Source organism: Streptomyces viridochromogenes DSM 40736 (genome assembly GCF_000158955.1).
Classification (GTDB): domain Bacteria; phylum Actinomycetota; class Actinomycetes; order Streptomycetales; family Streptomycetaceae; genus Streptomyces; species Streptomyces venetus.
In genome coordinates, this window is the sequence record NZ_GG657757.1 from 7,855,676 (window position 1) to 7,868,351 (window position 12,676).

10 protein-coding genes and 1 pseudogene are annotated in these 12,676 nt (G+C 71.7%); 6 read left to right on the plus strand and 5 right to left on the minus strand.

Annotated elements, in window-relative coordinates; genetic code table 11:
• Positions 1-76: 76 nt before the first annotated feature.
• From SSQG_RS34395 to SSQG_RS34410, 4 genes are all read right to left on the minus strand, one after another.
• Positions 77-514 carry a type II toxin-antitoxin system PemK/MazF family toxin gene (locus SSQG_RS34395; protein WP_425315025.1) on the minus strand — a complete coding sequence of 146 codons (438 nt, stop codon included), beginning with the start codon at positions 512-514 and terminating at the stop codon, positions 77-79.
• Between the two features lie 52 nt (positions 515-566).
• Positions 567-2,036 (minus strand): SPFH domain-containing protein, encoded by a 1,470-nt coding sequence (locus SSQG_RS34400; protein WP_052310384.1) that lies wholly within the window; start codon positions 2,034-2,036, stop codon positions 567-569.
• Between the two features lie 133 nt (positions 2,037-2,169).
• Positions 2,170-2,388 carry a hypothetical protein gene (locus SSQG_RS34405; RefSeq protein WP_244299344.1) on the minus strand — a complete coding sequence of 73 codons (219 nt, stop codon included), beginning with the start codon at positions 2,386-2,388 and terminating at the stop codon, positions 2,170-2,172.
• A 20-nt stretch (positions 2,389-2,408) separates the two neighbouring features.
• Positions 2,409-3,833: an amidase gene (locus SSQG_RS34410; protein ID WP_003994598.1), complete on the minus strand. Its 1,425-nt coding sequence runs from the start codon at positions 3,831-3,833 to the stop codon at positions 2,409-2,411.
• 235 nt (positions 3,834-4,068) lie between these two features.
• Between SSQG_RS34410 and SSQG_RS34415 the strand changes: the two genes are divergently transcribed.
• The gene (locus SSQG_RS34415; RefSeq protein WP_003994599.1) at positions 4,069-5,457 is read left to right on the plus strand and encodes a glycoside hydrolase family 43 protein; all 1,389 of its coding nucleotides are present in this window, start codon (positions 4,069-4,071) and stop codon (positions 5,455-5,457) included.
• A 123-nt stretch (positions 5,458-5,580) separates the two neighbouring features.
• Positions 5,581-8,016 (plus strand): SpoIIE family protein phosphatase, encoded by a 2,436-nt coding sequence (locus tag SSQG_RS34420; RefSeq protein WP_052310385.1) that lies wholly within the window; start codon positions 5,581-5,583, stop codon positions 8,014-8,016.
• Positions 8,017-8,026: 10 nt separating this feature from the next.
• Here SSQG_RS34420 and SSQG_RS34425 read toward each other — a convergent pair whose 3' ends face one another.
• Positions 8,027-8,806 carry a helix-turn-helix domain-containing protein gene (locus SSQG_RS34425; protein ID WP_003994601.1) on the minus strand — a complete coding sequence of 260 codons (780 nt, stop codon included), beginning with the start codon at positions 8,804-8,806 and terminating at the stop codon, positions 8,027-8,029.
• Positions 8,807-8,879: 73 nt separating this feature from the next.
• Here SSQG_RS34425 and SSQG_RS34430 point away from each other — a divergent pair, with 73 nt between their 5' ends.
• The 4 genes and pseudogenes from SSQG_RS34430 to SSQG_RS34445 all read left to right on the plus strand — a co-directional run bounded on the left by SSQG_RS34430 (position 8,880) and on the right by SSQG_RS34445 (position 12,602).
• Positions 8,880-9,698, plus strand: a complete 819-nt coding sequence (locus tag SSQG_RS34430) for a phytanoyl-CoA dioxygenase family protein (protein ID WP_003994602.1) — start codon at positions 8,880-8,882, stop codon at positions 9,696-9,698.
• Positions 9,695-9,952 (plus strand): hypothetical protein, encoded by a 258-nt coding sequence (locus tag SSQG_RS42265; RefSeq protein ID WP_039934245.1) that lies wholly within the window; start codon positions 9,695-9,697, stop codon positions 9,950-9,952. Before SSQG_RS34430 ends, SSQG_RS42265 begins: the two co-directional genes overlap by 4 nt.
• 119 nt (positions 9,953-10,071) lie before the next feature.
• Positions 10,072-11,970, plus strand: a pseudogene (locus SSQG_RS34440) (diguanylate cyclase domain-containing protein); the annotation flags it as partial.
• A 113-nt stretch (positions 11,971-12,083) separates the two neighbouring features.
• Complete coding sequence (locus SSQG_RS34445) at positions 12,084-12,602, plus strand: hypothetical protein (protein ID WP_003994604.1); 519 nt, start codon at positions 12,084-12,086, stop codon at positions 12,600-12,602.
• Positions 12,603-12,676: the final 74 nt, after the last annotated feature.

The following is a 12,676-nucleotide window of genomic DNA, read 5'->3' on the forward strand; positions in this document are numbered from 1 at the left end:
CCAGGGGCTCACGGCTGCCGGCCTCCGGTGCCGGACGCCTCGGGATGCGGCGTTCGCGACGATCCCGAGCAGGTGGTCAGGTCCAGCCGTAGCGCTCGTGCAGCCGGTGCCTGACCAGGTTGAACCGGCCCTGGTCCAGGGCGCAGGCCTCCCGGCGCATGCCCTGCTCGTGCAGGCGCAGGACGCGGTCCACCGCGACCCAGGAGTCGCGGCCCGACCGGTCCCAGGGCCCGCTGCCGATGGCCACCCACTCGCGGTCCCCGTCGTGCGCCTTGCTGGAGAGCTGCACCGCGAGGAACGTCCCGGCGGCCTCCCGGGCGACCACGAGCACGGGACGGTCCTTGCCCCGTCCGTCGTTCTCCTCGTAGGGCACCCACGTCCAGACGATCTCCCCGGGGTCGGGGTCGCCGTCACGGGCGGGGGAGTACTCGGTGCGCACCCTGCCGACCGCGCGGGGGTCGGCCTCGGTGGTGGCGGTGGGGCCGTGCCGGCCCGGGACGTGTCCATCGGTCATCGTGCTCACGGGGGCACCCTAGAGGCCGCCCCCGTGAGCTGCGCGTGAAGGGTCACTTGTCGTCCATCGGCACCTTCTGGGCCAGCCCGTTGACCGCCGAGGTCTCCTTCGGCGGCTGCCCGTTCCGGTCCATCGACGCGAGCAACTGGCGGGCGAGGCCCAGCCCCGTGCCCCCCATGGTGAGGGCCTTGGTGAACATCTCGGCCATGCCGTCGGCGCCGTTGAGCAGCACCATGTTGTCGACGTTGCCGAACGCGGACGCGCCGGCCTTGACGATCTCCGGCCAGTTCTCGGCGAGTTGCTGGGCGACGACGGCCTCCTGGTTCTCGGCGAGGGCGGCGGCCCGGGCCTTGATGGCCTCCGCCGCCGCGAGCCCCTTGGCCCTGGCCGCCTCGGCCTCGGCCAGTCCCCTGGCCTGCGCGGCCGCCGCCTCGGCCTCACCCGTGGCGCGGGTGGCCTGCGCCGCCGCGGTGCCCCGTGCGGTCGTCGCCTCGGCCTCGGCCCCGGCGGCCGTCTTGACCCGGGTCGCCTCGGCGGCCGCCGCCAGTTCCGTCTCCTTCGCCCGGGCCTCGGCCGCCGAGATCCGTGCGTCGCGATCGGCCTCGGCCAGCGTGCGCTTCTCGTAGGCCGCCGCGTCGGCGGGTTTGCGGACGTCCGCCTGGAGCTGCTGCTCGCGCCGGTGCGCCTCCAGCTCCGCCACCCGGGTCTCCTGGACGACGACCTCCTGCCGGGCGCCGGCCTCGGCGAGCGGTCCGGCCTGCCGGGCCTTGGCGGCGGCCTTGTCGCGCTCGGCCTGGTAGCCGGCCTGGAGGATCTCGCTGTCCCGCGTCGCCTCCGCCATCCGGGCGAACGACTGCTGCTCCGCCTCGGTGGCCAGCCGGTTCGCCTCCGCCTGGGCGATCCGCGCGTCCCGCTGCACGGCCGCCGCGTGTGGCATGGCCAGGTTCTGGATGTACCCGGTCGGGTCCTCGATCTCGTGGATCTGCAACGAGTCCACGATCAGGCCCAGTTTCTCCATCTCGGTGCCGCACGCGGCCCGCGTCTGCCCGGTGAGCTTCTCCCGGTCCCGGATCATGTCCTCCACCGTCAACCCGCCCACGATGGACCGCAGATGACCGGCGAAGACGTTGTGCACCCGCTCCGACATCAGCTTCTGCTGGTCGAGGAATCGGCGGGCGGCGTTGGCGATCGACACGAAGTCGTCGCCCACCTTGAAGATGACCACGCCCCGCACCTTGAGCGGAATGCCCTGGTGCGTCACGCAGTCCACCTGGAGTTCGGTCTCGTTCAGGTCGAGCGACAGCTTGCGCACCGCCTGCACACCGGGCAGCACGAGCGTGTCGCGTCCGGTGACGATACGGAACCCCATGCCCTCCTCGAGGCCCTCCGTGCGGTGCTTGGAACCCGAGATGATCAGAGCCTCGTTGGGCTCGGCGACCCGCCACATGAGCTTGAACAGACCGATCAGAACGAGGACCGCGGCAACGGCCGCCCCCGCTACGACGCCGACGACCATCGGCATTCGCCCCCTTGACATGGTGCCCTCTCGGCACCGAACGAAGGGGAGTGTGCTCCTGTGCCGAGCCCGGGTACAGACACCGGGGCATCCTTGCCCAAACCTTGACACGCACGGTCTCACCTGCGCCGCAGCGGGCTCAACTGTCGTACGCCGCCGTGACGTAGACGGTCCGTGGCGGCAGGTACTCGACCACCATCACGACCGTGCCCGGCTCGATCCGGTCCGTCGCGATGGCGGGGTGGGCGAGGAAGTGCTCGGCCCCGCCGCGCACCCGGACGATCACCTCACCGACCAGCCCGGGCCCGATCGTTCCGGTGACCCGCCCCATGAGCCCGACCATCGACGCGTCCGCCATGGAGGACAGCGTACGGTCGCTCAGGCGACGGCGGAACGGGCCGTGACCGGCGGCTCGGGCCACTTCTCGGACCAGCGCAGCTCCGCCTCCAACTGCGCCGCCACCTGGACCAGGAGCGGTTCGCTGTCGGCCGGGCCGAGCAACTGCGCGCCGACCGGCAGACCGTCCGCGGTGAAACCGGCGGGCACGTTGACGCCCGGCCAGCCCAGCACGTTCCACGGCCAGGCGTACGGGCAGGCCGCGATCATCGCACGGTCGGTGGCGAAACCGCTGAGTTCGAGCAGGGCGCCGATACGGGGCGGGGGAGCGGCGGTCGTGGGCGCGAGGACCACGTCGTACGAGGTGAAGAATCCGCCGATACGGCGGTGCAGCACGGTCTCCGCCCGCCGGGCCGCCCGTAGCGGCGCCCCGCCGAGCAGCCGGCCCAGCCGGGCCGCGTCCCGGGTGCGCCGGTCCAGCAGCGCCGGGAACGGCGCCTCGTCCACCCGCTCGGCGATCCCGGCCGTCGCGCGCGGCACGAAAGTCAGACCGATCTGCCCGTACGGCGGATCCGCCTCCTCGACCGTGTGCCCCAGTGCCGCCAGCCGCTCGGCGAGCGCGACGACCCGGGTCCGCACCTCCGGCCGGAGCCGGGCGGGTACGGCCGTGAAGGGCGGCTTGAGGGAGAGCGCGATGCGCAGCCGCCCGGGGTCGCGGCCGACGGCCGACAGCACGTCGACCGCCGGGGGCCGGTGCGGATCCTCCGGGTGGTTGCCGCTCGCCGCGTCCAGCAGCAGGGCCGCGTCGGCGACCGTACGGGCCAGGGTGCCGTTGACGGTGATGCCCTGGAAGGACTCGCCGCGCGGCCAGGTGGAGATCCGGCCGCGCTGCGGCTTGATGCCGACCAGATGGGTCCACGCGGCCGGGATCCGCACCGATCCGGCCCCGTCCGAGCCGAGCGCGGCGGGCACCAGACCGGCGGCGACCGCGGCGGCCGAACCGCCCGAGGAACCGCCGGGCGTGTGCTCCGTGTTCCACGGATTGCGGGTCGCGCCGAACGCGGGCCCCTCGGTGAAGGGCCACTGGCCGAACTCGCAGGTGTTGGTCTTGCCGACGATCACGGCGCCGGCCGCGCGCAGTCGCCGCACCGCCTCGCCGTCCTCGATGACCGGCGGGAACTCCCCGCAGCAGCCGAACGCGGTCGGCTCACCGGCCACGTCCATGTCGTCCTTCACCGCCACGGGCACCCCCAGCAGCGGCTTGCGCATCCCCGCGGCCAGGTCCCGGTCGGCCGCCTCGGCCTCGGCGAGCGCCGCCTCCGCCCGGACGATCCGGAAGGCGTTGATGCTCCCCTGCGCCGCCTCGATCCGCGCCAGGGTCCGCTCGACCAGCCCCCGGGACGTCACCTCCCCGGCGGCCAGCGCACGGGCGGTCTCCGCCAGACCTTCGGCACGGTCGAGCGTCATACGGACACCTCCGGATCAATTGTCTACCGAACGGTAACGTCCGGTGGCCGGCGACGGAACGCCGACGGCACGAGTGAAATTCACCCACAGGTCACTTATTCCCCACTGGGCCCATCCGCGCTCGTCCAAACCATTGACGCACCTCCGGCGCACCCTTACCTTCTGAGCCCCCACAGCTGATCGAGTTTCCGAACCTTGTTCGGTATATCGATCCCGCGTGTCTCAGGGAGACGCCGTGACCCCACACCCCGCCACCCCGCCCCGCCGCACCCTGCTGCGCGCCCTGGCCGCCCTGCCCGCCTCGGCGGCGCTGCTCGGCGAAGCGCCCGGGCTGCTCGGCAGCTCCCTGGCCGCCGCACCCCCGAACGGCTCGGCCACCCGCTACACGATCGTGCCGTTCCTCAACAGCGACGACGGCACGGTCAACGTGTACCAGTCGGACGACGCCACCGACTTCCGGCTGCTGCGCTCCTCCGCCTACGCGCCCCCGGCGGGCCGGATCCGCGACGCGAGCATCCTCAGACACACCGACGGCTACTACTACGTCACCTACACCACGCACACCTGGCAGGACCCCAGTACGACGATCGGCTTCGCCCGCAGCTCCGACCGCGTCACCTGGACGTTCCTCTACGACTACACCGTCCCGATCGCGAACCTCTCGCGCGCCTGGGCGCCCGAGTGGTTCGTCGACAGCGACGGCAGCGTCAACGTGATCGTGTCCTGCTCCACCACGAACGACGAGTGGATCTTCACGCCGTACCGGCTGAGGGCCACGAACTCCGCCCTCACGGCGTGGAGCTCACCGGTCGCACTGTCGGGCATCGGCGCCAACCACATCGACACGTTCATCGTGAAGATCGGCTCGACGTACCACGCCTTCCCGAAGAACGAGACGACGAAGTACATCGAGTACGCGACCGCATCGAACCTGGGCGGCCCGTACACGATCCGCAGGACCGGCGACTGGGCGGGCTGGGGCAGCTACCGCGAGGGCCCCGCGCTGGTGCAGCTCGACAACGGCGGCTGGCGGATCCTCTTCGACGGCTACGGCGACGGGAACTACTACTACAGCGACAGTCACGACACCTTCGCCACCTGGTCCGCCCCGGCCGCGCTGCCCGGGATCTCCGGCACCGCGCGGCACTTCACGGTGGTCAAGGAGACGGTCTCCGGCGGCCCGAGCCTGGCCCGCGGCGTCACCCGCTCCTTCCGGTCGGCCAACTACTCGACCCGCTACTGGCAGCAGCGGTCCGCGCTCCTCGACCTGCCCGTGGTCAGCGGCTCCAGCACCACCGCCGAGAAGCAGGCCGCCTCCTTCACGGTCGTCGCAGGGCTGGCCGACGCCGGCGGCTACTCCTTCCGTGACGCGGCCGGCGGCTATCTGCGCCACTGGGACTTCCGCGCCCGCTTCGACCCGAACGACGGCACGAGCACGTCCGCCAAGGACGCCACGTTCTTCCTCAGGGCCGGCGCGGCCTCGGGTGCCGTCCGCTTCGAGTCGTACAACTGCCCGGGGTACTACCTGCGCCACTACGCCTACCAGCTCCGGGTGGAGCGCTCCGACGGAACCGACCTGTTCCGGCAGGACAGTTCGTTCGTACCGGTCACAGCCTGGGCCTGACCTGCACGGACAGGGTGAGGCCGCCCCTTTCGGCGGCCACGGCGAGCAATTATTGTCATTTCACGCTATTAGAATGAATTGACGGCGTTCTGGGCAGTTAGTTTCTGGAGGCGGATGAGCGATATGACGCCACCGGGAACCACCGGAGACGAAGGGGCGGCACTGCGGCCGGTGCCGCCCCTTGACGAGGCGGCCACAGCCCGTGCCGTCGTGGATGCCCACGGCACGGTGACCGGGTGGAGCGAAGGCGCGCAGCGCCTGGTGGGCCATCCGGCCTCGGCGGTCATCGGCAGGCCGGCGGCCGTGCTGCTCGCCGGTGACCCGCCCACGGGGACGCTGCGATCCCTCGACGGGGTGCAGCGGTGGAACGGCACGGCGACCCTGCGGCACCGCGACGGCCGCATCCTCCCGGTGACCTTGCTGGCCCACCGCCGTGACCTGGACTCGGGCGTCGACGGCGAGGCCCACGAATGGCTCCTGGTCGCGCCGGTCTCCCGTGACCAGCCGCAGCCCGACGAGGACGTACTGATCGGCTGGTCGCTGATCCAGTCCCCGTGCACCATGGCCCTCTACGACACGGGGCTGCGGCTGCTCCGGGCCAATGCGGACATGGAACGCGTGATGGGGCTCTCCGAGGCGGAGATGCGCGGACTCAGGGTGTCGGAGATCGTGCTCGACCCGCAGGGCGAACGCACCGAGGAGCTGATGCGGAGGGTCGTCGCGACCGGCGAACAGCAGCACCTGCAGGCCGCCCTGCAACTGGCCGGCGATGCGCACGAGAGCGTCTGGTCGGTGTCTCTCGCTCCCGTGCGCGACCCTCGGGGAACGGTGCGCGGGGTCCTGCTGTCCGCGCACGACATGACCGACCAGCACCGGGCCCGGCAGCGACTCGCCCTGGTCGCCGAGGCCGGCGTGCGCATCGGCACCACGCTCGACCTGGCCCGTACCGCCCGGGAAATGGCCGACGTGGCCGTGGGGGAGCTGGCCGACTTCGTCACCGTCGACCTGCTCCCCGACATCGACGACGACCAGGAACCGCGCGCGACGACGATGCCCCGCCCGGTCGAACTGCGCCGCGTGGCCAACCAGTCAGTGCTGCCCGGGTGCCCCGAGGCCGTGGTCCCGCTGGGCTCGGTCGCCGTGTACCCGCGGTCCTCTCCGGCCGCCGAGTGCCTGGCATCCGGACAGCCGTTGATCCAGCAGGTCACCCCGACCGTGGTCGACCGGTGGGCCTCCCAGGCACCGGACCGGGCGGAACGCATGCAGCGCTTCGGCTTCCACTCCGTCCTCGCGGTACCCATGCGTGCCCGCGGGGTCACCCTCGGCGTGGCCACCTTCTCCCGGCACCGGCGCCCCGAACCCTTCGAGCAGGACGACCTGCTGCTGGCCCGGGAGATCACCGCCCGGGCCGCCCTGAGCATCGACAACGCACGGCGCTACACCCGCGAGCGCGACACCTCGCTGACCCTGCAGAGCAGCCTCCTGCCACAGCGGCTGCCCCGGCAGTCCGCCGTCGAGGTCGCCTCCCGCTATCTGCCGGCCGACGCCCAGGTGGGTGTGGGCGGCGACTGGTTCGACGTCATTCCGCTCTCCGGCGCCCGGGTCGCCCTGGTCGTCGGAGACGTCGTGGGGCACGGAATCCAGGCTTCCGCGTCCATGGGGCGACTGCGCACGGCCGTCCGCACCCTGGCCGACGTCGACCTGTCGCCCGACGAGCTGCTGACCCACCTCGACGACCTGGTCAACCGGCTCTCGGCCGAGAACGACGACACGTCGGGCATCGCCGACATCGGCGCGACCTGCCTGTACGCCGTCTACGACCCGGTCTCGCGGCGCTGCACCCTGGCCCGCGCGGGCCATCCGGAGCCGGTACTGCTCCGCCCGGGCGGAGCGGCCCGCGTCCTCGAGCTCCCCGCCGGGCCCCCGCTGGGACTGGGCGGCCTGCCCTTCGAAGCGGTCGAGGTCGAGCTGCCCCCGGGCAGCCTGCTCGTGCTCCACACCGACGGCCTCATCGAGGCCCGGGGCCGCGACATCGACGACGGCATCGGCCTGCTGTTGCGGGCGCTGGACCGCTCGGGGCCGGCTCTGGAGGACATCTGCGACGCTGTGGTGAGGGACGTGCTCCCGACCCGGCCCGACGATGACGTGGCGCTGCTCATGGCCCGTACACGTGCCCTGGACTCGGCCCACGTGGCCTCCTGGGACGTGCCGCCGCACCCCTCCGCGGTGGCCGACATCCGGGACCGGGTGAACCGTCAGCTGGAGCAATGGGGCCTGGCCGAGGCGGCGTTCGTCACCGAACTGGTCGTGAGCGAGCTGGTCACCAACGCCATCCGGTACGGCGAACCGCCCATCCAGCTGCGCCTGATCCTCGACCGCAACCTCATCTGCGAGGTCTCCGACGCCAGCAGCACCGCCCCGCACATGCGCCGGGCCCGGGTCTATGACGAAGGCGGGCGCGGTCTGTTGCTGGTCGCCCAGTTGTGCCAGCGGTGGGGCACCCGTCACACGTACCGGGGCAAGACGATCTGGGCGGAACACGCCCTGCCCGCGGACTGACGACCGCGACTCAGCGGACCCGCGCGGCGCGTACGGCCCGTGGTCCCGTGCCCAGCTCGCGGTGGCATGCCTTGTTGAACGCCTGCAGGTCGGCGATGCCCACCGCCGCGGCGACGGCGGGGATGGGAAGCGTGGACGCCTGGAGCAGGTGGCGGGCGCGCTCCAACCTTCGGCGGCGGACGTAGGCGACGACCGTCAGACCGGTCTCGGCGCGGAACAGGCGGGTCAGATGGGTGTGCGAGACGCCGGCCGAGCGGGCGATGACCGGTACGGGCAGGGGGTCGGCGAGATGCTCCTCGACGTACGCCTGCGCGGCGGCCACGACGGGATGCTGCCGCCCCGGATCCTCGGAGCCGGGCCGGGCCAGTTCGGCGACGTGCCAGAGCACCGTCCAGACCTCGGCGGAGGCACGTGCCGAGGAGCCGGGCATGGCGGCGACGGCGTGTCTCAGCAGGCCGGCCAGCAGCGGCCCTTCTGCCTGTGCGTCCTGCATGAGCGGAACCCGGTGCCCGGCGCCGGTCCCCGGAAGCCGCAGATGGGCGTAGAGATGCTCCGATCTGCCGCGGTAGTGGAAGTGCGCCTCGGTGTCCGGCGGGATCAGGCTGACGTGTCCGGGCCGGATGGCATGCGCGGTGCCGAGGACGGACAGCCGGCCCACATAGCTGTACAGGTGCAGTTGCCACAGGTCGGGCAGCCGGAAGACCTCGTGCGCGGTGGAGACACCATGCACACCGACCCCCGCGTTCACCACCTCGGGCGGAACATCCAGACACAAAGAGACGCTCTCCATGAGGGTGAGAATTTACCAGCATCGGGCGATTGCACCCCACGACACCCCGCTCCGCACGCCCTACGTTCGTCGTATGCCAACCACCAAACACCTGCTCACCTCGGTCGAGCTGGCACGCTTCGTCGCGCGGGGTTTCCTGCGTCTGGACGGCGTCGTGCCCCCGGAACTGAACGAGGAGGCCATCGCGACCCTGTCCACCGGGATACCGGCGGTCCCCTACGGCACTCCGCTGGCCGAGGCCTTCCCGCAGAACACCTTCATCCCCCGCCTGCTCACCGTCCCCGCCGTGGCCGGTGCCCTGGAGAGCCTGGTGGGGCCGGACCCGACGGTCGACCACCACGCGGTGCACGTACGCGAACCGCACGAGGGCAGCGCGCAGGACCTCCACGCGGACGCGATCATCGACGTGCGGCCGGACGCCTTCGACGTCCAGCTCATGTACTACCCCCACGAGGTGACCCCCGACATGGGCGGGACGCTGAGCGTGCCCGGCAGCCATCTGCGCCACGTCAACGAGACCGACATCGGCCGGGTGCAGAACCTGCGCGGGCAGACCCGGCTGACCTGCCCGGCCGGCACCGTCGTCCTGGTGCACCACGGGATCTGGCACGGCGGCCGGCGCAACGACACCGCGCGGCGGCGCTACATGTACAAGATCCGCTTCAACCCGACCGTGCCCCAGGTCCGGCTCTGGGACACCTCCGACCTGCACGACCCCGCCGTCACCGCGGAACTCGGCGCCTCCTTCCCGTGGTACGAGCAGGCCACCGCCCGCCTGGAGATCCACAACCGGGTGCTGCTGTGGCGCGCGCTGACCGGAGACGACACGTTCGACATCGACCACTGGGTCACACGCGTCAGCAACCGGCCCGCCCTGAGGAGCCACGCATGAAACAGCAAGTCCTCGTGCTCTACCTGGCCTCGTCCGCCCTCGACTCGCCCGTCGTGGGATGGTCCCGTTACGACGGCACGGGCCGGACGCGCCCCACGACCGGGGACAGCGACGAGCCGCCCTACCCGACGGGTCTGGCCGCGCTGGCCGACGGCTGGCGTCTCTTCCAGGCCTCCCAGTTGCTGCCGCCCCACCCCGGCCACGAGTACGACACCTCGTTCCTCAAGCACGAGTTCTTCTTCGAAAAGCTGTAGCCGTATTCACTCCATCGGGTCGTAAACGGCCCGGGCCGTCCCGAGCGCGGGCCGCACCGCGTAGCTTCGACCGCGACATCACCGACGGAACGTCACGAGGCAACCGGAGCGCTGTGGGCATGCGTCACCAGCTCGTCCTGGCCCTGCTGTGCGCGGGATACGCCGTCGGTTCCGCGCTCGGCTGGGGCTCGGCCCAAGCCGCCGCGATCATGGGGAACTTCGGGCTCGGCGCCGCGGCCGGGGCCGCCGCCGTGTCCTGCTTCCGCTACTCCCGCACCCGCCGCACCCGCTTCAGCCCCGCCTGGCTGCTGTTCGCCGTCTCCTCGGCGATGGCGGCCCTCGGCCATTTTGTCCGGGGGTGGTACGAGGTCGTTCTGAAGCTGCCCGTGCCGAGTCCCAGCTGTGCCGACGTGTTCTTCCTGGGGTTCGCGCCGCCGGCCGTCCTCGGTCTGCTGGTCTTCGCGAAACGGCCGGTGACGCGAGCGGGCTGGGTCTGCCTCGGGCTGGACGCCTGGCTGATCGGCGGCTCGCTGCTCACCCTGGCCTGGAGCCTCGCCCTCGACCAGGCCGCGGATCCGCACGAGGCGGGCGTGGCCCGTACCGCGCTGGCGCTGGCTTATCCGTTGCTCGACATCGCCCTGGTCAGCATGGTGGTCGCCCTGCACTTCAGACGCTCCGGGGCACACCGCGCCGCGGTCGGCACCGCGATCGGCGCCCTCGCCCTCACCGTGCTGACAGACGCCCTGTTCACCTCACCCCTGCTGCGCGGCGACCACCGACCCGGCCAACTCCTGGACGCGGGCTGGTTCGCCGGCTCCCTCCTCCTCGCGTACGCCCCCTGGGTCCCGTCCCGGAACCGGCAACCGGAGGCAGCCGGTCGCCCGGACGCCCGGAGAAGGGTGGGGTCCTCACTGGCGGCCCTCACCCCCTATCTGGCCGCCGGCGTCTGCACCCTCGGAATCCTCTACAACGTCCTCGACGGTCGCAGCGTGGACCACGTTGTGCTCCTGACCGGCGGCACGGTCGTGCTCGCGCTCGTCGTGCGCCAGGGCATCATGCTGCTCGACAACATCACCCTCACCCAGGAACTGGTGCAGAGGGAGAATCACTTCCGCTCCCTGGTGCAGGGCTTCAGCGACGTCATCATGATCGCCGCTCCCAGCGGAGTCCTGCGCTACGTGTCCCCGTCCGCGCGCGACGTCCTCGGCCGCGACGCCGACGAGCTGATCGGCAGCGACCTCGGCACGCTCGTCCACCCCGAGGACCTGGGACGGGTCGTGCACGAGGTGCGCCGCTTCCTCGGCGCCGGCCCCGCCGAGGAACCCACCACCCGCATCGAGTGCCGCTTCCGGTCGGGCGACGGCGGCTGGCTGCACGTCGAGTCGACCGTCAAGCGCCACCAGGGCGGCCTCGTCTTCAACACCCGGGACGTGACCGACCGGGCCCGCCTGCAGGCGCAGCTGCGGCACAGCGCCGAACACGATCCACTCACCGACCTGCCCAACCGCGCGCTGTTCACCCAGCGGGTCGAGCAGGCCCTCGCCGACCGCGGCGGCAACGACGACCGTGCCATCGCGGTGCTCTTCGTCGACCTCGACGACTTCAAGGCCGTCAACGATCGCTACGGCCATCAGACGGGCGACGAACTCCTGGTCCGCACCGCCCACCGGCTCAAGCAGACCGTACGGAACGACACCGCGGCCCGCCTCGGCGGCGACGAGTTCGCCGCCCTCGTCGTGGACGACGGCGCCCGCGACGACTCGACCCGCGAGGAACACCTCCTGGAACTCGCCCACCGGCTGCGCATCACCCTGTCCCAGCCCTGCACCATCGAAGGCAGCGACATCAAGGTCACCGCGTCCATCGGAATCGCCTTCGCCGAGCCGGAGATCGCGGCGGGCGAGTTGCTGCGCAACGCCGACCTGGCCACGTACCGCGCCAAAGCCTGGGGGAAGGACCGGGTCGAGCTGTACGCCCCGCACATGCAGGACGAGACCCCCGCGGTGGCCAGGGCGGCCGGTGAGACGCTGGAGCACACCCTCGCCCGGCTCCTCGTACGTCTCGGGCCGCCTCCCGAACCGACGGCACTCGAATACGCCCCAGCAGGAAACGGCGACGGAGGCGCCCGGCAGTGAGTACGGAAGAGAACAGCGGTGCTCTGCCCCTCCCACAGGACGACCCCGTCGTCTCGGCGGGTCTGGACATCGCCATGCGCTGGGGCGCCGCCCTCGGCGGACCGGAGAAACTGAAGATCGCCTTCGAAGCCCTGGAACCCCAGCTGAAGCGGGAGCACCAGATCCGCCTCAGACAGCTCGACATGCAGCGGGAGGCCACCGCCCGTGCCGAGGACAACGCCAGGGAGACGGCGGAACGCATGGTGCGACTGGCGCAGCAGAAGCGCCAGCACGCACTGCGGATGACGGGCCTCTGCCTCGGCGCCGGAGTGAGCTTCGCCATGCTCGTCGCCGGCGTCTACGTGGCCAGGGACATGTGGTGGCTCTCCCTCTTCCTCTGGGGCCCCAGTCTCCTGGCCATGGCCAAGCTCTACACCCTGCGCCGCAGCGACCCCGGCGACATGCAGGCCGTGGCCCTGGGCATGAGAAGCGCGACCAGCGCGGCCCAGCAGGCCCAGCCTCCCCCCGTGCCGTGACACCTACGGCGCTGAGTCCGTCCTCGCCTCACCGTCCCGACATGGAATGTTGCTTTCCGGCAATACTTGCCGGA